General features: G+C 69.9%; 19 protein-coding genes. 12 read left to right on the forward strand and 7 right to left on the reverse strand.

What is annotated here, in order from left to right; genetic code table 11:
• Positions 1-22 precede the first annotated feature (22 nt).
• Together ACX9GQ_RS05145 and preA are read left to right on the forward strand one after the other, a co-directional pair.
• Positions 23-1375, forward strand: a complete 1353-nt coding sequence (locus ACX9GQ_RS05145; protein WP_459628463.1) for an NAD(P)-dependent oxidoreductase — start codon at positions 23-25, stop codon at positions 1373-1375.
• Positions 1376-1390: 15 nt separating this feature from the next.
• Positions 1391-2704 (forward strand): NAD-dependent dihydropyrimidine dehydrogenase subunit PreA, encoded by a 1314-nt coding sequence (preA, locus tag ACX9GQ_RS05150; RefSeq protein ID WP_459628464.1) that lies wholly within the window; start codon positions 1391-1393, stop codon positions 2702-2704.
• Between the two features lie 14 nt (positions 2705-2718).
• Here the strand turns inward: preA and ACX9GQ_RS05155 are convergent, their stop codons facing one another.
• Positions 2719-3387, reverse strand: a complete 669-nt coding sequence (locus tag ACX9GQ_RS05155; protein ID WP_459628465.1) for a TetR family transcriptional regulator C-terminal domain-containing protein — start codon at positions 3385-3387, stop codon at positions 2719-2721.
• Positions 3388-3610: 223 nt separating this feature from the next.
• Between ACX9GQ_RS05155 and ACX9GQ_RS05160 the strand changes: the two genes are divergently transcribed.
• The 8 genes from ACX9GQ_RS05160 to ACX9GQ_RS05195 all read left to right on the forward strand — a co-directional run bounded on the left by ACX9GQ_RS05160 (position 3611) and on the right by ACX9GQ_RS05195 (position 11397).
• A complete protein-coding gene (locus ACX9GQ_RS05160; protein ID WP_459628540.1) occupies positions 3611-4378 on the forward strand; it encodes an ABC transporter ATP-binding protein in 768 nt (255 codons plus the stop codon).
• Entirely contained in the window at positions 4368-5285 is a 918-nt protein-coding gene (locus tag ACX9GQ_RS05165) for an ABC transporter permease (protein WP_459628466.1), read from the forward strand. Before ACX9GQ_RS05160 ends, ACX9GQ_RS05165 begins: the two co-directional genes overlap by 11 nt.
• 110 nt (positions 5286-5395) lie before the next feature.
• Positions 5396-6280, forward strand: coding sequence for an ABC transporter permease (locus ACX9GQ_RS05170; RefSeq protein WP_459628541.1), 885 nt, complete (start codon positions 5396-5398; stop codon positions 6278-6280).
• Between the two features lie 40 nt (positions 6281-6320).
• Positions 6321-7310: an ABC transporter substrate-binding protein gene (locus ACX9GQ_RS05175; RefSeq protein WP_459628467.1), complete on the forward strand. Its 990-nt coding sequence runs from the start codon at positions 6321-6323 to the stop codon at positions 7308-7310.
• Positions 7311-7407: 97 nt separating this feature from the next.
• Entirely contained in the window at positions 7408-8862 is a 1455-nt protein-coding gene (gene hydA, locus ACX9GQ_RS05180; protein WP_459628468.1) for a dihydropyrimidinase, read from the forward strand.
• Positions 8859-10106, forward strand: a complete 1248-nt coding sequence (locus ACX9GQ_RS05185; RefSeq protein WP_459628469.1) for an allantoate amidohydrolase — start codon at positions 8859-8861, stop codon at positions 10104-10106. The genes hydA and ACX9GQ_RS05185 overlap by 4 nt, the downstream gene beginning before the upstream one ends.
• Positions 10107-10207: 101 nt before the next feature.
• Positions 10208-10858: a YceI family protein gene (locus tag ACX9GQ_RS05190; RefSeq protein ID WP_459628470.1), complete on the forward strand. Its 651-nt coding sequence runs from the start codon at positions 10208-10210 to the stop codon at positions 10856-10858.
• Entirely contained in the window at positions 10855-11397 is a 543-nt protein-coding gene (locus tag ACX9GQ_RS05195) for a cytochrome b (RefSeq protein ID WP_459628471.1), read from the forward strand. Before ACX9GQ_RS05190 ends, ACX9GQ_RS05195 begins: the two co-directional genes overlap by 4 nt.
• 53 nt (positions 11398-11450) lie before the next feature.
• On the opposite strand, the gene minE is transcribed toward ACX9GQ_RS05195, so the two are convergent.
• The 3 genes from minE to minC are packed head-to-tail and all read right to left on the reverse strand — an operon-like array spanning position 11451 to position 13299.
• Positions 11451-11723, reverse strand: a complete 273-nt coding sequence (gene minE, locus ACX9GQ_RS05200) for a cell division topological specificity factor MinE (RefSeq protein ID WP_459628472.1) — start codon at positions 11721-11723, stop codon at positions 11451-11453.
• The gene (gene minD / locus ACX9GQ_RS05205) at positions 11720-12544 is read right to left on the reverse strand and encodes a septum site-determining protein MinD (RefSeq protein ID WP_459628473.1); all 825 of its coding nucleotides are present in this window, start codon (positions 12542-12544) and stop codon (positions 11720-11722) included. Before minD ends, minE begins: the two co-directional genes overlap by 4 nt.
• A 35-nt stretch (positions 12545-12579) precedes the next feature.
• Positions 12580-13299: a septum site-determining protein MinC gene (gene minC, locus ACX9GQ_RS05210; RefSeq protein ID WP_459628474.1), complete on the reverse strand. Its 720-nt coding sequence runs from the start codon at positions 13297-13299 to the stop codon at positions 12580-12582.
• Between the two features lie 298 nt (positions 13300-13597).
• On the opposite strand from minC, the gene ACX9GQ_RS05215 reads away from it, so the two are divergent.
• Together ACX9GQ_RS05215 and ACX9GQ_RS05220 are read left to right on the forward strand one after the other, a co-directional pair.
• Positions 13598-15532 (forward strand): FecR family protein, encoded by a 1935-nt coding sequence (locus ACX9GQ_RS05215; protein WP_459628475.1) that lies wholly within the window; start codon positions 13598-13600, stop codon positions 15530-15532.
• Between the two features lie 21 nt (positions 15533-15553).
• Positions 15554-17761 (forward strand): CHASE2 domain-containing protein, encoded by a 2208-nt coding sequence (locus ACX9GQ_RS05220; protein ID WP_459628476.1) that lies wholly within the window; start codon positions 15554-15556, stop codon positions 17759-17761.
• Between the two features lie 7 nt (positions 17762-17768).
• On the opposite strand, the gene ACX9GQ_RS05225 is transcribed toward ACX9GQ_RS05220, so the two are convergent.
• From ACX9GQ_RS05225 to ACX9GQ_RS05235, 3 genes are all read right to left on the reverse strand, one after another.
• Positions 17769-17891 (reverse strand): hypothetical protein, encoded by a 123-nt coding sequence (locus ACX9GQ_RS05225; protein ID WP_459628477.1) that lies wholly within the window; start codon positions 17889-17891, stop codon positions 17769-17771.
• Positions 17892-17966: 75 nt separating this feature from the next.
• A complete protein-coding gene (locus ACX9GQ_RS05230; RefSeq protein ID WP_459628478.1) occupies positions 17967-19685 on the reverse strand; it encodes an ATP-binding cassette domain-containing protein in 1719 nt (572 codons plus the stop codon).
• A gap of 377 nt (positions 19686-20062) precedes the next feature.
• Complete coding sequence (locus ACX9GQ_RS05235; protein WP_459628479.1) at positions 20063-22057, reverse strand: hypothetical protein; 1995 nt, start codon at positions 22055-22057, stop codon at positions 20063-20065.
• Between the last annotated feature and the right edge of the window lie 204 nt (positions 22058-22261).

Here is a 22261-nt window from a genome sequence, read left to right on the forward strand (position 1 = left end):
CGCAGCCGGAGCGGAGGGGCTCATGAGCGAGACGTCAGACATCGCGGCAGGGCGCCTGTCGCAGGACGATTATGCGCGCGGGTTCGCGGACCTCCATCCGCCGTTGTCCCGCTACGAGGCCAAGGTCGCCGCCGACCGCTGCTTCTTCTGCTACGACGCGCCCTGCATGAAGGCGTGCCCCACCTCCATCGACATCCCCCTGTTCATACGCCAGATTTCCACGGGAAACCCGGTCGGCGCGGCCAAGACGATCCTCGACAGCAACGTGATGGGGGCGATGTGCGCCCGCGTGTGCCCGACCGAGCAGCTCTGCGAGGAGGCCTGCGTCCGCGAGGCCATGGAGGGCAAGCCGGTCGAGATCGGCCTCCTGCAGCGCCACGCGACGGATGCACTGTTCGACAGCGGGAAGCAGCTCTACCGGGCAGGCCCGGCGAGTGGCTTCAAGGTCGCCGTCGTCGGCGGCGGTCCCGCGGGCCTCTCCTGCGCCCACCGCCTCGCCACCCTCGGCCACGCCGTGACGCTCTTCGAAGCACGGGACAAGCTCGGCGGCCTCAACGAGTACGGCATCGCCGCCTACAAGGCGACGAACGGGATCGCGCAGGCGGAGGTGGAGTACATCCTCGGCGTCGGCGGCATCACGGTCCGCACCGGCACGAGACTTGGCACCGACGTGCATCTCGGCGACCTCGCCCGTGACTTCGACGCCGTGTTCCTCGGCCTCGGCCTCGGCGACACCAACGTCCTCGGCCTCGCCGGTGACGACGCGCAGGGCACGGCCGACGCGGTCGACTACATCGCCATGCTCCGGCAGGCGCCCGACCTCTCGGCGCTGCCGGTCGGGCGGCGGGTCGTCGTCATCGGCGGGGGCATGACCGCCATCGACATCGCCTCGCAGGCCAAGCGCCTCGGCGCGGAGGACGTGACCATCGTCTACCGCCGCGGGGCGGCAGAGATGGGCGCCTCGCCCTTCGAGCAGGAGGTGGCGCAGACGACGGGCGTGCTGATCCGCCACTGGGCCATGCCCAAGGCGCTGCAGGTCGAGGCGGGGCGCGTGACGGGCATCACCTTCGAGCGCACGGCGCTGCGCGACGGGCGGGTCGTGGGGACGGGCGAGACCTATGCCCTCCCCTGCGACCAGTTGTTCCGGGCCATCGGCCAGACCTTCGTGACCGCCGACCTCGAGGGCGGTCTCGAACTCGCGAACGGGCGCATCCGGATCGACGGCGGGCATCGCACCAGCCACCCGAAGGTGTGGGCGGGCGGCGACTGCGTCGCGATGGACAAGGACCTGACGGTCGTCGCCGTCGAGCACGGCAAGCGGGCGGCGCTGTCGATCGACGCGACGCTGCGCGCCGGTGCGGCGCGGGCCGCGTGAGGAGAGGAGGACGCCATGGCTGATCTTCGCGTCGACTTCGCCGGCATCAAGGCGCCGAATCCCTTCTGGCTCGCCTCCGCGCCCCCCACCGACAAGGCCTACAATGTCGTGCGCGCCTTCCAGGCGGGCTGGGGCGGCGTGGTCTGGAAGACGCTCGGCGAGGACGGCCCGCCGATCGTCAACGTCTCGGGGCCGCGCTACGGCGCCATCCACGCCGGCGACCGCCGCGTCATCGGCTTCAACAACATCGAGCTCATCACCGACCGGCCGCTGGAGGTGAACCTGCAGGAGATCAAGCAGGTGAAGCGCGACTGGCCGGACCGGGCGCTGGTCGTCTCCCTGATGGTGCCCTGCACCGAGGATGCCTGGAAGGCGATCCTCAAGCGCGTGGAGGAGACCGAGGCCGACGGCGTCGAGCTCAACTTCGGCTGCCCGCACGGCATGTCGGAGCGCGGCATGGGCTCGGCCGTGGGACAGGTGCCCGAATACGTCGAGATGGTGACGCGCTGGTGCAAGCAGCACACGCGCATGCCGGTGATCGTGAAGCTCACGCCGAACGTGGCGAGCATCAAGGGCCCCGCCATGGCGGCCCACAAGGGCGGCGCCGACGCGGTGTCGCTCATCAACACGGTCAACTCGATGATGGGGGTCGACCTCGACGCGATGACCCCGTGGCCCTCGACGGGCGGCAAGGGCACCCATGGCGGCATGTGCGGCCCGGTGGTGAAGCCCATCGCGCTCAACATGGTGGCCGACATCGCCCGCACCGCGGAGATGCGCGGCCTGCCGATCTCAGGCATCGGCGGTATCGAGACGTGGAAGGACGCGGCCGAGTTCATGGCGCTGGGCGCCTCCACCGTGCAGGTCTGCACGGCGGCCATGGTCTACGGCTTCAAGATCGTCGAGGAGATGAAGACCGGCCTCGCCGCCTTCATGGACGAGAAGGGCTATGCCCGCGTGTCCGACATGGTCGGGCGGGCCGTACCGCACGTCACCGACTGGCAGTACCTGAACCTCGACTACGCCGTGAAGGCGCACATCGACCAGGACCTGTGCATCAAGTGCGGTCGCTGCCACATCTCGTGCGAGGACACCTCGCACCAGGCGATCAGCGCCCTCAGGGACGGCGTGCGCCACTTCGAGGTGATCGAGGAGGAGTGCGTCGGCTGCAACCTGTGCGCCATGGTCTGCCCCGTCGAGGGCTGCATCACCATGGTGCCGCTGAAGGACGGCGAGGTGGACCGGCGCACCGGCCGGGTCGTCGGCACGCCGATCAACTGGACCCAGCACCCCAACAATCCGATGCGGGCGAAAGAGCCGGCGGAGTGAGCGGCGCATGCCCCTCAGCGGGGCAGGACGCCCTGCAGGATCGTTGCGGTGACGTGCTCGCAGGCCTCGGCGAAGAAGCCGGGGTCGGAGAGGTCGCGGCCCTCGATGGCCCTGACCTGCGCGGCGAAGTCGGCGTAGTGCTGGGTCGTCGCCCACACCGAGTAGATGAGGTGGCGCGGCAGGACGGGACGCAGCTTGCCCTGCTCGATCCAGCGGGCGATGGTGCCGGCGCTGTCCTCGACGATCGCCTTCAGTTCCTTCTCCAGCACCGGCCCGAGGATGGGTGCTCCCTGGATGACCTCCAGGGCGAAGAGCCGCGAGGCGGCCGGGTCGTCGCGCGAGGCAGCGAGCTTGCGGGCGATGTAGTCGCCGAAGGCGTCGGCAGGATCGCGGGCCGGGTCGAGCGTGCGCAGCGGCTCGAGCCACATGTCGAGCGTGCGCTGCAGGACGGCGAGGTAGAGGTCTTCCTTGGTGCGGAAATAGTAGAGGAGGTTCGTCTTCGACAGACCGGCGGCGGCGGCGATCTGCTCGATCCGCGAGCCCCTGTAGCCGAAGGTGGCGAAGACGGAGAGGGCCGCGTCGAGGATGCGCCCGACGTTCTCCTGCCCGGCCCGCGACCGGCCGGCCTCGGGTCGTCCCGCGGCCGTAGCCCCGTCCGAGACGGCATCCTGGACCAGCGCCATGGCAGCTGCCTCCCTGCGTCCGGTCCCGAGCGTCGCGCGGAACCTGTTGCCGGGGCCTTACCGCCCCTTGACCGTTCGATCAAGACTCGCGACCGTGCACCGTCTACGCGCCAGACCGACAAGCGGCGCGCGTTCCAGGCGGCATGGTGGAGGGGTTGTGGGCGTGCGTGAGGACGTGGCGACGGCACAGGCGCGGGCCGCGGGCAGCGGCCGCGGGCGCGTCATCGAGGTCGGGGGCCTCTCCCTCACCTTCGAGACCCGCGACGGCCCCGTCTACGCCCTCTCGAACGTCGACCTCACGGTCGAGCACGGCGAGTTCGTCTCCTTCATCGGCCCCTCCGGTTGCGGCAAGACCACGCTGCTGCGAGTCCTCGCGGACCTCGAGACGGGCACCTCCGGGTCGGTCCTCGTCAACGGCGTGACGCCGGAGGAAGCGCGGCGGAAGCGCCAGTACGGATACGTCTTCCAGGCGCCGGCGCTCTATCCGTGGCGCACCGTCGAGCGCAACGTCATGCTGCCGCTGGAGATCATGGGGTTCCCGGCCGCCGAGCGTCGGGAGCGCGCCCAGCGCAACCTCGCGCTCGTCAACCTCTCCGGCTTCGAGCGAAAGTACCCGTGGCAGCTCTCCGGCGGCATGCAGCAGCGCGTGTCGATCGCCCGCGCGCTGTCGTTCGACCCCGATCTCCTCTTCATGGACGAGCCCTTCGGCGCGCTCGACGAGATCGTCCGCGACAAGCTCAACGACCAGCTTCTCGCGCTGTGGCGGAAGACCGGCAAGACGGTGCTGTTCGTCACGCACTCGATCCCGGAGGCCGTCTACCTCTCCAGCCGGATCGTGGTGATGTCGCCGCGGCCGGGCCGGATCATCGACGTCATCGACTGCAACCTTCCGGCGGACCGCACGCTCGACATCCGCGAGACGCCGGAGTTCCTCGCCCTCGCCCACCGGGTGCGCGACGGGTTGCGGGCCGGACACAGCTATGACGACTGACGCGCTCGCCGCACCCCTGCCCGCCCCCCGGCGGACCGGGCTCGGCGCCGCGGTCGCCGGATCCTCCACCCTGGCCGTTCTCGCGGTCGTCGCCGTCATCTTGGCCTTCTGGTACGCGATGACCGTGCCGATGAATGCCGGGCTGCCGGCCATGCCGAAGGACGGCACGCTCGTCGAGCGCGCGCTCGCGGCGTGGTCGCTCGAGCGGCCGGTCCTGCCGGCTCCGCACGCCGTGGTCGCCGAACTGTGGAAGTCGACCGTCGAGACGCGGATGACGTCGCCGCGCAGCCTCGTCTTCCACGGCTGGGTGACGCTGTCGTCGACGCTGCTGGGCTTCGCCATGGGCACTCTGCTCGGCATCGCGCTCGCGGTCGGCATCGTCTCGGTGCCGGCGCTGGAGAAGAGCCTGCTGCCCTGGATCATCGCCTCGCAGACGATCCCGATCCTCGCGGTGGCGCCCATCATCATCGTCGTGCTGGGGTCGATCGGGCTCACCGGGCTGGTGCCGAAGGCCATCATCTCGATGTACCTGTGCTTCTTCCCGGTGACGATCGGCATGGTGAAGGGCTTCACGTCGCCGGATTCGATGCAGCTCGACCTGATGCGGACCTACTCGGCGAGCCGCGTGCAAACGTTCGCGAAGCTGCGCTGGCCGGCGTCCGTGCCGTTCCTCTTCGCGTCGCTGAAGATTGCCGTCGCCATCAGCCTCGTCGGCGCCATCGTCGGCGAGCTGCCGACCGGCGCGCAGGCCGGGCTCGGCGCGCGCCTCCTGTCGGGCTCCTACTACGGCCAGACGCTGCAGATCTGGGCGGCCCTCTTCGCGGCGGCGATCCTCGCCTCGTTGCTGGTGCTCGCCGTGACCCTCGCCGAGCGGCTGACGCTGCGCCTCATGGGAGGCCGCGCTTGAGCGTCCGGGCCGTCCCCGTCCGCCGTTCCGGGGCCCTCGGCCCGCTCGGCCTGCCGCTTGCGGCCCTGGCCGCACTCGCCCTCGTCACGCTCGTCGCCCATACCGACGGCATCGCCGGCAAGGCACCGGCCTGGTTCTGGGCGCTCGTCGTCGCGGCATGGGCCTTCACGTGGTGGGTGAACCAGCGCCTGTCCGTCGAGGACCTCCCGGCGGGGCCGCTTTCGAGGGCGCGCGACGTCGCCGTCGCCCTGCTCTTCGGGCTGACCGCGTTCGTCCTGTGGGAGGTGATCTGCGTCGGCGCCGGCGTCCCGCTGGTGCTGATGCCGCCGCCCTCGGCGATCCTCGCCCGGCTCGTCGGGGCCGTGCCGACGCTGGCGGCCGATTTCCAGCAGACCTTCGTGCGCGCCGTGCTGCCGGGATGGGCACTCGGCTCGCTCGCCGGCTTCGCCGTCGCCTGCGTCGCCGACCGCATTCCGTTCCTGCGCCGCGGGCTGCTGCCGCTCGGCAACTTCGTGTCGGCGCTGCCGATCATCGGCATCGCGCCCATCATGGTGATGTGGTTCGGGTTCGACTGGCACTCGAAGGTGGCGGTCGTCGTCGTGATGACGTTCTTCCCCATGCTGGTGAACACGGTTGCCGGCCTCGAGGCGTCCGGACGGCTGGAGCGCGACCTGATGCGCTCCTATGCCGCCTCCTACGGCCAGACGCTGGCTCTGCTGCGGCTGCCCGCCGCGCTTCCCTTCATCTTCAACGGCCTCAAGATCAACTCGACGCTGGCCCTGATCGGGGCCATCGTGGCCGAGTTCTTCGGCACGCCGATCGTGGGCATGGGCTTCCGCATCTCGACCGAGGTGGGCCGCATGCAACTCGACATGGTGTGGGCCGAGATCGTCGTCGCGGCCGTCGCCGGCACCCTGTTCTACGGCGCCATCGCGCTCGTGGAGAGGTGGGCGACCTTCTGGCATCCATCGTACCGCCCCCGTCGGGGCGCTTGAAGTCCGGCAACGAACCCGGGCGAGGGAGAGGAGAGAGAGGATGAAACGGACCATTCTGGCGGCAGGCGCCCTTCTGGCGGGGCTGGTGTCGGCCCAGGCGCAGGACAAGCTGACGCTGCAGCTGAAGTGGGTCACGCAGGCCCAGTTCGCCGGCTACTACGTCGCCAAGGACAAGGGCTTCTACAAGGAAGTCGGCCTCGACGTGACGATCAAGCCGGGCGGCCCGGACATCGCGCCCCCGCAGGTGATCGCCGGCGGCGGCGCCGACGTGATCGTCGAGTGGATGCCGGCCGCGCTCGCCGCCCGCGAGAAGGGCGTGCCGCTCGTCAACATCGCCCAGCCGTTCAAGAAGTCGGGCATGATGCTGACCTGTCGCAAGGAGACCGGCATCAAGTCGCCCGAGGACCTCAAGAACCGCACGCTCGGCGTCTGGTTCTTCGGCAACGAGTACCCCTTCATGGCGTGGATGGCCAAGCTCGGCCTCAAGACCGACGGCTCGGCCGGCGGCGTGAAGGTCATCAAGCAGGGCTTCAACGTCGACCCGCTGCTGCAGAAGCAGGCCGACTGCATCTCGACCATGACCTACAACGAGTACTGGCAGGTCATCGACGCGGGCATCAAGCCTGAGGACCTCGTGGTCTTCAAGTACGAGGACCAGGGCGTGTCGACGCTCGAGGACGGCCTCTACACGACCGAGGCCAAGCTCAACGACGCCAAGACCGCGGACGCGCTCGCCCGCTTCGTCAAGGCCTCGATGAAGGGCTGGGAATGGGCCCGTGCCAACGGCCCGGCCGCCGCCAAGATCGTCCTCGACAACGACGCCACCGGCGCCCAGACCGAGAAGCACCAGGTGCGCATGATGGGCGAGGTCAACAAGCTCACCGACGGCTCTTCGGGCAAGCTCGACCCGGCCGACTACGAGCGCACCGTGAAGACCCTGCTCTCTGCCGGCGGCGAGACGCCGGTCATCACCAAGGCGCCGTCCAACGCCTGGACGCACAAGGTCAGCGACGCCGCCGGCCTGAAGTGAGCCGCCGCCAGCGCCGGGAGCCATCCCGCGCGGCGCAGGACGCGGGAGGGGCCACGGCCCCTCCCCCAGTACGCAAGACACCTAAACGGAGACGATCATGGCCCTTCTCATTCGCGGCGGAACGGTGGTGAACCACGACACGTCCCGGCGAGCCGACGTCCTCGTGGAGGACGGGCGGATCGTCGCCGTTGCCGAGAAGCTCGACATCCCGGCCGGCGCCGAGGTGATCGACGCGGGCGGGTGCTACGTCATGCCCGGCGGCATCGACCCGCACACGCACTGCGAGCTCATGTTCATGGGCACAGTGTCGGCCGACGACTTCGAGTGGGCGACCAAGGCCGCGATCTCCGGCGGCACGACCATGATCGTCGACTTCTGCATCCCCGGCCCCGGCCAGTCGATGCTCGCCGCCTACCAGGACTGGCGCCAGCGCGCCGAGAAGGCGGCGGCCGACTACTCCTTCCACATGGCTGTCACGTCGTGGACGAAGCAGATCCACGACGAGATGGAAACGGTCGTGAAGACCTACGGCATCAACACGTTCAAGCACTTCATGGCGTACAAGGGCGCCCTGATGGTGAACGACGACGAGATGCACCAGTCGTTCAGCCGCTGCGCCGCGCTCGGCGCCATGCCTCTCGTCCACGCCGAGAATGGCGACGTGGTGGCCCGGCTGCAGGAACACTACATGAGCACGGGCGTGACTGGCCCGGAGGGCCACGCCTACTCCCGGCCGCCGGAGGTCGAGGGCGAAGCGACGAACCGCGCCATCATGATCGCCGACATGGCCGGCGTGCCGCTCTACGTCGTGCACACCTCCTGCCGGCAGGCGCACGAGGCCATCGCCCGCGCCCGCGCCGAGGGCAAGCGCGTCTTCGGCGAGCCGCTGATCCAGCACCTCGTGCTCGACAGCGACGAGTACCTCAACAAGGACTGGCAGTACGCGGCGCGCCGGGTGATGTCTCCGCCCTTCAGGCCCAAGGAGCACCAGAAGAGCCTGTGGGCCGGGCTCCAGGCCGGATCGCTGCAGGTGGTGGCGACCGACCACTGCTCCTTCACCGACGAGCAGAAGCGCCTCGGCGCCAAGGACTTCCGTATGATCCCGAACGGCACGGGCGGCCTCGAGGACCGCATGCCGGTGCTGTGGACGGCCGGCGTGAACACCGGGCGCCTCACCAAGGAGGAGTTCGTCGCGGTGACCTCGGCCAACATCGCGCGCATCCTCAACGTCTATCCGCGCAAGGGCGCGGTCGCCGTGGGATCGGACGCGGACATGGTGGTCTGGGACCCGGCGAAGTCGAAGACCATCGCAGCGAAGAACCAGGTGTCGCGGATCGAGTACAACGTGTTCGAGGGGTACACCTGCAAGGGTGCGCCGGTGGCGACGATCTCGGGCGGACGGATCGCGTGGCTCGACGGCGACCTGCGGGCGAAGCGCGGCGACGGCCGCTACGTCGAGCGGCCCGCCTTCCCGGCCGTCCACGTCGCCAACAGCACGTGGCGCGAATTGACCGCGCCGCGCAAGGTGGAGCGCCTCGAGGTGACGCCGTGACGGCGCCCACCAACCTCCGGATCAATCCGCAGCGCCTCTGGGATGCGCTGATGGAGACGGCGAAGATGGGCGGGACCGCCAAGGGCGGCATCCGCCGGCTGACGCTGTCGGACGAGGACAAGCGCGTCCGCGACTGGTTCAAGGCGCAGTGCGAGGCGCTGGGCTGCACCGTGACGGTCGACGAGATCGGCAACATGTTCGCCCGCAGGCCGGGCAAGGACAACGCGCGGGACCCGATTTGCATGGGCTCCCACCTCGACACCCAGCCGACCGGCGGCAAGTTCGACGGGGTGCTGGGCGTGCTCGGCGGCCTCGAGGTGCTGCGGACGCTGCACGAGACCGGCTACGAGACGACCGCGCCGATCGAGCTCGTGAACTGGACGAACGAGGAAGGCAGCCGCTTCGCCCCCGCGATGCTCGCGTCCGGCGTCTTCGCCGGAGCCTTCGACACGGAGTTCGCCTACACGCGCGCCGACCGCGACGGAAAGCTCTTCAGGGACGAACTGGAGCGCATCGGCTACCGCGGCGAGGAGAAGGCCGGCGGGCACCGGCTCGGCGCGATGTTCGAGCTGCACATCGAGCAGGGCCCGATCCTGGAGGCCGAGAGCCGCGTCATCGGGGTCGTGACGGGCGTGCAGGGCATGCGCTGGTACGAGGTGACGGTCACCGGGCAGGATGCCCACACCGGCGCCACGCCGATGCACCTGCGCAAGAACGCGCTGCTCGGCGCGGCCCGGATGATCGAGGCGGTGCACCGGATCGCCCTGGAGCACGCGCCCAACGCGGTCGGCACGGTCGGCCTCATCGAGAACCGGCCGAATTCCCGCAACGTCGTGCCGGGCGAGGTGTTCTTCACCGTGGACTTCCGTCATCCCGACGAGGCGGTGCTGGACGTCATGGAGCGCAAGTTCCGCGAGGCGCTGCCGAAGGTGATGGACGACCTCGGCCTCGGCTTCGAGGAAAAGCGGATCTGGATGTCGCCGGCGGTGAAGTTCCACCCGGACCTCATCGACTGCGTCCGCCACGGCGCGTCGAAGGCCGGCCTCCCGTCACGCGAGATGGTGTCGGGCGCAGGCCACGACGCGGCCTATATCGCCCGGGTGGCGCCGACGACGATGATCTTCGTGCCCTGCCTCGGTGGGGTCAGCCACAACGAAGCGGAATCGACCACCTTCGACGAGTGCGCGGCCGGCGCGCAGGTGCTGCTGGAGGCCGTGCTGGAGTACGATCGCCGCCACGCCTGACGGCCCGGTCGCGCAGGCGTGATCGATCCACGCCGCCCGGCCCGCGCGTAGGCGGAAGGGCGGGACGGACTGCGGTGTTGTCCCGGGCACGGGAGGATCGCATGGCAACGAGCGAGCCAGTCTCCGGGACGAGGCACCAGTCAGAGGTCGCTTCGCATGACCTCCGGCGGCGCCGGGGCATCATCATCGGTTGTTGCGCCGCGGCGCTCGTCGCGCTGGGGTTGACTCCCGGCCCCTCCGCCGACGCCGCCACCCGGGCGGCGTGGAAGGTCGATCCGGACCGCACGCGCATCCTTTTCGCCATTGATGCCGTCGGCTGGCCTCGCACGCAGGGCGTGTTCCGAGCCTTCGATGGCCGCATCGCGCTCGACTTCGACAGGCCCGCGCAGAGCCGCGTGACATTCCGGGTCGCTGCGGCATCGGTCGATACCGGGTCCGGGCTGCTCGACGACTTCATCCGCGGCTCCGCCTTCCTGAACACGTCCAGGCACCCGGACGTGCGCTTTGCCTCGACGGGCGTGGAGAAGCTGGACGGGCGAACGGTCCGCGTCACGGGGGACTTCACGCTGCTGGGCGTCACGCGGCCGGGGACGATGACGGTGGAGGTCGAACCACGGACCGCCGCACGGGAAAGGGTCGGGTTCGTCGCGCGGGGATCCATCAAGCGGTCGGACTTCGGCATGACGGCCGGACTTCCGCTGATCGACGACGTGGTGCAACTGACAGTCACCACCGAGGCCGTGGCGGAATGACGGAAACGTCGCCGCCGCGTGTCTGGACGCCCCTCCAGCGCGCGTTTCACTGGGGCATGGCTGTCCTGGTGCTCGCCATGCTGACGATCGGCTTTTCGATGACGGCGATGGAGAACGCCGGCGATCGCTTCGCCTGGACACAGACCCACAAGTCGCTGGGCTTCGTCGTGCTGGCGCTCATCGTGGTGCGCAGCGTGGTACGGCTGCAGTCAGGCGCCCCGGCGGCAGAGCCGGGCTGGCGGGGAATGGCCGCCAAAGCGGTGCACGGCCTGCTCTACGGGCTCATGGTCGCCCTGCCGCTGACGGGTTGGCTGCAGGCCTCCGCCTCCCCCATCCCGATCCCGATCACCGTGTTCAGGATCGTGCCTCTGCCTGCGCTGGTCTCGCCCGACATGGAGTTGCTGAAGCTGTTCAAGTCCCTCCATGCCGCGCTGGCCCTGGCGCTGTCGGGTCTCGTCGCCCTTCACGTGCTGGCCGTGATCTGGCACGTCTTCGCGCTCGACGACGACGTCCTGTCGCGGATGACGACGGGCCGCTGAAACGCCGCCGCCCCGGGGCGGGAAGCCCGGGGCGACGGTCGCGATCTGTCCGGTCAGGCGGACAAGGCCAGCCTGACGCGGGCGGTGGCCGGAATATCCACCTCCACCTCCAGCGTGCTCATCTGCTCGCCGCGTTCCATGCGCACGCGCAGGTGGTCGGGGTCGAGCGTCACGTGCTTGGCGATCACGGCCAGGATCTCCTCGCGCAGCACTGCGACGAGATCGGTGCGGCCGATCGAGGCCCTCTCATGGGCGAGCAGGACCTGAAGCCGCTCCCGGGCGACGGGCGCCGTGGGCTTCTTGCGGAACAGGTTGAAGATCGTCATGCGGCCCTCCGGCCGAAGAGACGCCCGAAGAGGCCCGGCCGCTCCTGCTGCGTCAGCGGGATCGACATGGGGATCGGGTCGCCCTTGAGGCGCCGCGCGGCGTCCGCATAGGCCTTGCCGGCTGGTGTGTCGGGCCCGGAGACGGTGACCGGCTGGCCGATGTTGGAGGCCCGCAGCACGTCCTGGCTCTCCGGCACGATCCCCACGAGCGGGATCGAGAGGATCTCCAGGACGTCCTCGACCTTCAGCATGTCGCCGCGCTCGGCGCGCAGCCTGTCGTAGCGGGTGAGGAGCAGGTGCTTCTCCATCCGCTCGCCGCGTTCCGCCTTCAGCGTCTTGCTGTCGAGCAGGCCGATGATCCGGTCGCTGTCGCGCACCGAGGAGACCTCGGGGTTGGTGACGACCACGGCGACGTCGGCGTGCCGCATTGCCAGCGACGCGCCGCGCTCGATGCCGGCCGGGCTGTCGCAGATGACCCAGTCGAACTTCTCGCGCAGCTCGTCCATGACGCGCGTGACGCCGTCCTCGGTCAGCGCGTCCTTGTCACGCGTCTGGGAGGCGGGCAGCAGGGCCAGCGTCTCCAGCCGCTTGTCGCGGATCAGCGCCTGGGCGAGCTTCGCCTCGCCCTGGATGACGTTGACGAAGTCGTAGACCACGCGCCGCTCGGCGCCCATCACCAGATCGAGATTGCGCAGGCCGACGTCGAAGTCGACGACGACCACGCTCTGACCCATCTGGGCCAGCGCTGCGCCGAGCGCGGCGGTCGAGGTCGTCTTGCCGACCCCTCCCTTGCCCGACGTCACCACCAGAACCTTGGCCATGGCTTGATACCCTCCTGTTGCTTTCGTTGTCGTCGTCAGTCGATGGGCTGAACGACGAGCGCGTCTTCGACGATCCTGGCGGACACGGCACGGCCGTGGACGGCGGGATCGATGTCGTCAGCGGACTTGTAGAGCCCGTCGATGGCGAGAAGCTCGGCCTCGAACCGGCGGCAGAAGATGCGAGCGCCCGGCTGTGCCGCGATGCCGGCGATGGCGCGGCCGCGGAGCGCTCCGTAGACATGGATCGAGCCGCCGGCGACGATCTCGGCGCCCGACGACACCGAGCCCATCACCACGACATCCCCGCGGGGATGGAACACGGACTGGCCGGAGCGGATGGGATCCTCGATGAAGAGCGTCGTCGCGTCGGCCTGCAGCGCCTTACCGCGCGCAGGCGCCGGCGCGGCCGGAGCCTGTGGCGGGACCTGCGCGTCGCGCCCGTGGGCGATGACGGGCGGGAGCCCGAGGCCGAGGCCCCCGGAGTCCATGCCCTCGACGGCCATGATGCGGATGCCGCGGCTGTCGAGATCGGTGATGAAATGCTTGAGGGCCGCGACCTCCATGGGGGCGCCCGCGACATCGAGGATCACGGCCCGACCGGAAAAGAAACCGGGAGAGCGCTCGAGCCAGGCGTCGAGGTCGGCGAGCCAGGCGTCGAGCGGCGCTTGTGGCGCCAGCGAGAGCGCCAGGAACGAACGGCCTCTGAAGCGAAGGGCCGGGCGGGGAGCAGTCTTGACCTTGGGTTGAGCTGACACGGCGTGGAATCTCCTGCCCCCCGATTTCAGGCGGAGATGGTTAACGAGCCGTAAAGCTCTGACCTATTCCGGGACAGCCTTTGGCGCGCGCCGGTTGAACGTTTCATCAAATTAATGAAACGGACGTCGGCCACGGCTTCGTTGCGAGTCTGCAGTTCAACCCGAAGACGCCTAGAATCATTGGCGAATCGGCTGACTTAACTGCGTCAAGCCCTAAACTGCGCCACGCCTAGAGCGAGAGTGAAAAAACTGTTAAGAACTTTTTTAGCAAGCGTTGTGTTGCGGAGTGGGTGCGTTCATGCCCGGTTTCGTCAGAACCCTCGGCGCCGTCGTCGTGTACGCCGCCGTCACGGGTCCGTTGGCCGCCCAGGAAGTGAGCGGAAAGGCCGTCTCCGTCATTCCGGACGCGGAGGCGCTTCGCAGCGCGGCACAGGTGCGGATCCTGATGCCGGACCAGCCGGTCTTCATGGGCGACCGGGTCAAGACGGGGCCGGTGGGCGAAGCGCAGTTGCTGTTCAGCGACGACACCCGCATGGTCGTCGGACCCAATTCGAGCCTGCTCGTCGAGCGCTACGTCCTCAAGAGCGACAACCGCGTCACGAACATGACGGTGAACGCCCTGCGCGGGACGTTTCGCTTCATGACGGGCGACAGCCAGAAGGACGCCTATGCCATCAAGACGCCGACGGCGACGATCGGCGTCCGCGGCACGCAGTTCGACATCGCCGTAGGTGCGAACGGCGAGACCCACTTCGTTCTGTTCGAGGGCGAGGCGCAGGTCTGCTCGGGCCGTGACTGCGTGACGGCCACGGACTCCTGCGCCATGGTCCAGATCGGCGGTCCGGGCAGCAGCCCGCTAGCGATCCAGGATGTGGCTGAGCGCAATTCTCGGTTGCGCGAACTCTTCCCTTACGTGACCGACCGGGCCAACATGCTCCGGTTGGATTTTCAGGCGGACACACGCGGCTGTGGCATCGTCAACCAGAAGGCTCTCGAGCCCGGGCCGCCGGACCGGATCCAGGTCGTGCAGGTGGCGGCTCCCTTCGTCGCCGCCGCGCCTCCTCCCCGTCCCCCGGCTCCGCCGCCCCCGCCCCCTCCTCCGCCGCCGAAGGAGGAGTATCATCACCCCCACAAGCCGCATCACGGCCATCATCATCCGCGCGATGACGATGACGACGACCGTCATCGGCACGGGCCGCGCAAGGTCGGGTACGACAAGCCGGGCCCGCGGCACGGGTACATCGACCACCGCGAGAGGATGGAGCGGCAGGCAGCGCGCGATCGTCGGGACCGCGACGACCGGCGCGGCGGCTACGACCGCCGCGACCGTGACGATCGACCCACGAGCCGGCGCGAGCGGGAGCGCAACGAGCGGGATGCCCGCCAGCGCGACTACGAGGAGCGTTCGCACTCCTTCTCCCGGCACGCCGGGGGTGGGATCGACTGGAACGCGCCCCGCGAACGTGCCGACGTGCGCGACCATGATGACCGGCGCGCGGGACGGGGTGATCGTGGCCGCGATCGCGACGGGCGCAGGGATGACCGCCCGGAGAACGCGTCCTATGGACGTCACGCCGGCGGCGGCATCAACTGGAACGCGCCAACGGGCGATGAGCGAACGTCCTCGCGGGACGATCGGCGCGAAGGCCGCAGCGACCGCGGACGCGATCGGGATCGCGACGGTCGCCGTGACGGCGGACGTGACGGCCAACCGCCGGCCGGTGGCCCGTCCTACGCCCAGCATGGCGGCGGGGGCATCAACTGGGAGGCTCCAACACCCGGCGTTGCCGAGGCCCGGGAAGGCCGCGGAGGCCGCGACGGACGCAATGGCCGCGACGGCCACGGAGACCGCAGCGCCATGGGCTATGGCGAGGGGCGCGGCTCGGACGGCGGCCGAGGCGACGGCGCACGCGGCGAAGGCGGGCGTGATGGCGGTCGGTCTGATGGCGGCCGCTCGGAAGGTGGTCGCTCGGAGGGCGGCTCGGGCGCGGGTTCCGGCGCATCCGCCGGCCCCGGCGGCAACGGAGGCGGACCGGCCGGTGGTCCCGGAGGCGGCGGGCGCGGGTCCGACCGTGACGGCGGACGGGACGGGCGAGGAGATCGCGACGGGCGAGGAGACCGCGACGGCCGGGGCGACCGCGACGGACACGGCGACCGTGACGGCGGATACGGTGGGCGCGACGGTGGCCATGGTGGCCGTGGCGAAGGGAGCCGCGGCGGCGACCACAACTGATCTCGTCCGGCGGGGACGGCCATGACGCGATCGCGCTGGTTCGCCCTCGCCGTCGGCATTCTCTTCAGCATTCTGTGCGGGCTGCTCAGGGTCGGCGACCCGGGGCAGCTTCGCCTGTTGCGCGAACTGCTGTTCGACGAATACCAGCGGCTGTCGCCGCGCCCCTACGAGCCACTTCCCGTCAGGATCGTCGACATCGACGAGGCCTCCCTGAAGGCCATCGGACAGTGGCCCTGGCCCCGCAATGAACTGGCGACGCTCGTCGAGAGGCTCAACGCGCTCGGCGCGGCCTCCATCGCCTTCGACTTCGTGTTCCCCGAACCGGACCGGCTGTCGCCGGCGCATTTCGCGCGCCGTCCCGACGTGCAGGGCGCCATCGGCGCCGAACTTTCGGGCACAATCGCGCAGAAGCTCCCGGACAGCGACGCCGTGTTCGCCGCGGCCATCGCCAACCGGAACGTCGTCCTCGGCTTCGGCATCGTGACGGAACCCAACGACGTCCGCCCCCCGGTCAAGAACGGCTTCGCCTACACGGGCGAGAACCCCGCGCTGTCTCTCCAGCGATTTGCCGGCGTCACCAAGAACCTCGCCCCCCTCGAGCAGGCGGCGGCTGGGGTCGGGCTGTTCAGCGTGTCCCCGAATGACAACCAGGGGATCCTGAGGCAGATTCCGCTGTTCTGGAGCGACGGCAGGCAGACCTTCCCGAGCCTCGGCATCGAGGCGCTGCGGGTCGCGCAGGGCATCGACACCATCCTGATCCGCTCGACGCATACCACGCCCGCGGCGTCCATCGGCGCGCGTGTCGGCGAGTTCGAGATTCCCACGACCCGGACGGGCGAGCTGCGCGTCCATTTCTCGCGCAACGTGCCCGAACGCTACGTTTCGGCCCTGAGGATCATGCGCGACGCGCCGGACGCGGCGCTGCGGGAGCTGATCGAGGGCCACATCGTGCTGATCGGCACGTCCGCCGTGGGGCTGCTCGACAACCGGACGACGCCGTTGGCCGAGACGGTTCCCGGCGTCTCCATCCACGCTCAGGTGATCGAGCAGATCCTGACGGGCCATCACCTGACCCGGCCCGACTGGGTCGATCCCCTGGAGGCCTTGTGGACGATCCTCCTCAGCAGCGCCATCGTGGTCCTGGGTACTTTCGGCGGCCCTATGCTGACGCTGGTGCTCGGCGGCGCGCTGGCGCTGTCGACCTTCGCAGCCTCCTGGATCGCGTTCTCGCAGTACGGGATCCTGCTCGATCCGCTTTACCCGGCCCTGTGCGCCCTGCTCCTGCACTTCGCAATGACCAGCTTCCGCTTCCTCGTCACGGACCGGGACAAGCGGTTCGTCCGGCGCGCCTTCGGCCGATACGTCTCGCCGTCGGTGCTGGCGCGCCTGGAGAAGGACCCGTCGGCCCTGCGTCTCGGCGGCGAGGAGCGCGAGCTCACCATCATGTTCATGGACGTGCGCAGTTTCACGTCCCTCAGCGAGACCATGAGCCCGACGGAGCTCGTCGAGTTCGTCAACCGCCTGCTGAGCCGCCTCAGCGAGGAGATCGTCGAGGAGGCGGGGACCATCGACAAGTACATCGGCGACTCGATCATGGCGTTCTGGAACGCCCCGCTCGACGTGCCCGACCATGCCCTGCGCGCCTGCCGCGCATCGCTACGGATGCGCAGCAAGCTCATCGAGCTCAATGACGCGGATGCCTTCGGCCTGAAGAAGATCGATCCCGATGCCACCGTCCGTATCGGCATCGGTCTCAATCTCGGCTTTGCCTGCGTCGGCAACGTCGGGTCGGAGAACCGCTTCAACTATTCCTGCCTGGGCGACAGCGTGAACGTGGCCTCGCGCATCGAGGGCCTCTGCAAGGACGTGGGAACGGACATCCTCGTGTCGGAAAGCGTCGTGCAGCAGGCGCCGGACCTGGCATGGGTCGAGGCGGGCTCCGTCGCCGTCCGTGGCCGGCAGGGTGAAACGCGCCTCTTCGTCCTCGTCGGCGACGAGAACGTCGCGAAGTCCGACGATTTCGTGCGGCTCTCGGCGGCGCACGAGCGCCTTCGCCGCGCCTGGGACGATCCCGATCCGAGGCAGTGGGACGAACCCGCGAGCACGTGCATCGCCATCGCAGAGGAAGGCTTCCCCTGGATGCTCACGTTCTACAGGAAGCCCGGGCCGCGCCTCGGCCGCAAGCCGACACCTCCCGCCCTGCCGGTGGCCGCCCCGGCCGCGGAATGAAGGGCGCCTAGCGGAAGAAGCCGTCCCGCCCCGTCCCCTCGCCCCATCGGGAGACGACGTAGCACGCCATGCTGGCAACGAGCGCCGCGAACAGGGCGGCGCGCATGAGAAAGACGATCTCGGGGGTCATGACGGGTTCCGGGCAGGGGTGCGTGCGCCTGCCTAGCGGCCCCGGCAGTCCGGCGGCAGTCCGTCCGATTGCGGATCAGCCCGTGGTTCCGCCGGCAGCCGGCCGGAGGGACGGATTCTGCTCGCCCTTCATCCCCGTCATCATCCGCTCGACCATCGCCTGCATCGTGTGCGGACGGGCGCCGATCATCCTCACCCTCCCGCCGTCCAGCACGGCCAGCCGGTCGATGGACGCAAGCTGCGGGGGCCGCTGGTGGAAGGAGACCACGATGCCGCCGCGCTGGCGCAGTGCGCCGATGGCTCCGTCGAGCGCACGCTCCCCCTCGCCGTCAAGCCACGCCGTGGGGTCGTCGAGCACCAGCACGAACGGATGGCCGTAAAGCGCGCGGGCCAACCCGACCCGCTGGCGCTCGCCGGCCGAGAGGTTCCGTCCCCCTTCCTCGAGCGGTGTCCCGTATCCCTGAGGCAGGGCGGTGACCCAGTCATGGAGACCCGCCGCGATTGCGGCAGCCTCGACGGCCGCAGGATCGGCATCCGTCGCAAAGCCGGCGATGTTCTCCGCAATCGTCCCGGCAGCCAGCGTGACCTCCTGCGGCACGTATCCGACCGGCAGGTCGGACGCATCGCCCCAGCGCTCCAGCGCGACACCGTCGAGGAGGACGGCGCCCCGCACCGGCGACGCGCGACCGGCGAGACAGCGCGCCAGCAGCGACTTGCCGGACCCGCTCGGACCCACGATGGCGAGGGCTTCGCCGGCCCGCAGCCGAAGGTGCATCCCGGCCAACGCCGGCCCCCCGGCGGCCGGCCCGGCCTCGAGGTCGTCGATGCGCATCGTGCCGTGGGGCATGGGGAGGATGGGAGACCGAGCCGCCTCCCCCGCCTGCGGCGCAAACTCGGCCAGTCGGCCGAGCGCGGCATGCGCCGACATGACTTCGGGCATCACCATGGCCAGGGACCGGATGGCTCCGATCGTGCGCGACGCGAGCAGCGCGCTGGCGATGGCGAAGGCCACGGCGGTGCCCTCATCGACGTCGAGGTGGAGCACCAGGGCGAAGGTGACCACCGCACTGGCGGCGACCACGCCCGACCCAGCCGAGGAGAGCCGCTGCACGAGCGTGTCCCACCGCCAGTGGGCGGACCAGAACCGGCGATGTGCGGCCGCCACCGGCTCGACCGGGAGCGTGCCTGCGCCGGGCCGCGACAGCAGGGCCGCCAGGGACGAGAACTGACGCGCTTCCGCATGTTCGCCAACCCGCGAGCGGACGCCGGACCCGACCCACGCAAGCAGGGTCACGGCGGCCGCGACGCTGGCCGCGAGGAGGAAGGCCCCGACGCGGGGGTCGATCATCCACGCGGCACCCACGAAAAGCGCGATCCAGGGCAGATCACAAAGCACGGCCCCCGCCCGCCCCCCGAGGAGCCTGAGCACGGCATCGAGATCGGACGCCGGTCCGTCATCGGGCGCGCGCCCGCTGCTGGCCTGGCGGACGAGGGTCGGCGTCACCCATTGCGACTGGACACGGTCCGCGAGGGTCTGGAGCCAATGGCGCCGCAGGTCGACCAGCGCGTACCGTGCCGCCAGCGCCGCGAGAACCGCCAGCGTCGCCTTCATGATGACGGCGGCCGACCCTCCGGCCTCGAGATGGACGAGCACCACGAGCGCATAGGCGGGGGCGGCGAGGTGCAGCAGGTTGATTCCGAGCGATGCGATGCCCGTCGCGACAAGACGCGCGCCTTCGCCGCGAACGACGTCACGAAGGATCCGCCAGCGGAGACCGACCGTTCCAAGCGACATGACGCAGCACCACCATGCAACGCGGACGCCGACCGGCTCGCCGCTGGTTCAGCGCGCGAGACGTCCGGTGATCCTGGCCATCGAAGGTTCAGAGGGGGCGCGGCTTCTGCCGCATCAATCCGCCTCTTGAGTAAAGCAAATCGGCCCCCCGGACCAGAGTTGACGAATTCTGAACTCGATATTCGACGGCCTGCGATGCCCCGTCCGAACAACCGCTAAGGTTCTGTGATACAAAGTGATTTCTGGTGGCTCGGACGACGGCGTCACGACGCGCGGACGACGTGGTGGAAAAGGTTCCACACTTAATCTGCGACTTAATCTAAATGGCTTCCTGACGCGTTCTCAGACTCTCGGGGTCTTTTGCCGAGGGCCCTGTCTCAGCGGGCCGAGCCGCCCCTCAGAAGCCCGATCAGCTCCCGCGCCTCGGCCCGGGTCGCCGCTTCCACAGCGTTGCGCACCTCTGCGATGACCGTGGCGGACGGGGCCGGATCGCGCGTCTTCAGGGCCATCGCGACGCGCTGCTCCTGCCGGTCGGAACACGCTCTCATCACTCCCGAGACTGCGTCTCCGGACGTCGCGCTCATCGTCGAGATGACGGCGCGGGCCATGCAGACGCGATGACGCTCGACGGCGGCCTCGAGCGTGAGCGAGGGAACCTCCGTCACCGTCTTCCCGATCGTGCTTGTCCCACCTTCGTCGACCGATTGCTGTCCCGCGCCCGGGGGCAACGAGGCCGTCCGCTCGGGCTGCCCAGGGCTTGCCGCGCTCGGCACTTGTGGCGGTGCATCCTGCACGCCGTCGGCGACACTGGGGCTCGTGGGAACCCGGGGTGTGGGGGTGACCTCGGGTGTGGGGGCGACCTGGGGTTTGGCGGGGACTTCGGGCGCGGTGGCGAACTGCGGTGCCGTGGCGGCCTGGGGCGCATCGGCGTCCGTCGCTCCGCTCCGGGGCCGTCCAGGCAGGTGCCGGGGCGTGGGGCTACCGATGGTCGTCGGCGGCCGTGCCGGAAAGTCATCCATCTCGGCGATCGCGGCGCCCCGGCCCGGCGGGGGCATTCCCGGCTCGTCCACGGGAGCGTTGCCTTCCGGCCCGGGTCCGGGTGCCTGGACAGTGCCTGCGCTGGCCACGGTCTCCTGCGCGGCCCGATCCTCGGACGGGCCCGCAGCGAGGCTGCCCGCGTCAGGCCGCGGAGCTGCCGGAGCCTGATCCGTCGTCGATGGCGGAGCGACCGGCAGGGCCGACGAGGCGGCTGTGCGGTCGGGAGCCGCCTCTGCCTGCGGTGCGGGAGAGGGTTCCGAAGCCACCTGTTGGCCCGGCACCGCGCGCGCCGCAGCCGGAGCATTGGCGGGTGGGATCGGTAGAAGGCCCGGCGGCGGCGACGCAGGCGGCGCGGGCAGCGCGGCCTGGGGCGTCGTCGCGGTCTCCGGTGCCGAAAAGGCCCGACCATCCGCTTCCGACCGGGTCACGACCGACGGGCTTCCGTCCCCGGCCGTGGTGGCCGCAGGCCTCTCGAATGGAAGACGGCCCGCCTGGACCGGATCCGCCGACGGCCCCGGCGCCCGCCGGGTCGCGACGTCGGCCGCGACGGGTTGCGTCTCGTCGGTTCGCCCTGGGCTCGCCGCTGGATTCGTCCGTTTCGGAGCCGCGATTGCCGTGTCAGACATGGAACCCCGGTCGGCGGCCGGCCCGCTTCCTGCTCCCGGGAGATCCTTCGGACGTTCAGGCGGCAAGGGGACGTTGGCGAAAGCCGGCAACCGGGGCGAGGCCTCGCCGGTCGCGGGCGGCTGCTCAGTCGCCGCAGGCTCCTCGTTGACGCCCGATGGCGGCGCCCCTCGGTTCGCGGAACCCGCGGCAGGCGGCAGCGACGGCGAAGCAATCGCCGGCCGCGACTTCAGCTCGGCCGCGGCAACCTCGTCATAGGCCGCCTTCAGCTGGCGCCGGATCTGCTGGTACCCTTCGCGCATGACCCTCCGTCCCGCCTCGGCCGAACCACCGTCGGGGAGGATCGTCTGGCGGTAGGCGGCGAACGGGACCCGGCACCCCGTCCAGAGGGTCGACTCGATGGCGGTGTAGGGACGGCTGGGATTGGCCTTCGCCTGGTTCGTGAAATGGGCAACGCCGCAAGCCGCCAACGCGGCGAGAGCGGCACGCTGGGCCTCCGGACTGGCGGGCTGGGGACGAGACAGTTCCAGCGGCCCCGCCTGGGCGTCGGACGACGCCTCCTCTTCCGCCTCCTGGGCCTCGGAACGGACGGCCTGCGCCAGGGCTTCCTGGGCGATGGCGGCGGATGAACCGGCCGCGGCGAAAAGCACCGGCGCCACGACCACGGCCCGCGCAAGACGTTGCCGCGCCCAGCCGGACAGGACCCGCATTCTCAGGAACGGCCGCACCATAGATCCCCGGAGGACAATGTCCCCGTCTTCTCTCGTCATGGGTGTGCCGCCCCGAGTTTTTGGCAGTGGCAGGCCTGCGCGTCAACCCACCGCATTAAGTTAAGGGTTGACAATTGTCCGGTGCACCGGCCCCGCCCTGATTCCCAGTTCCCTAGGGGCGCAAGGCGTCGATAAGCTGTGGAA

The sequence above is a fragment of the Alsobacter sp. R-9 genome, assembly GCF_054612375.1.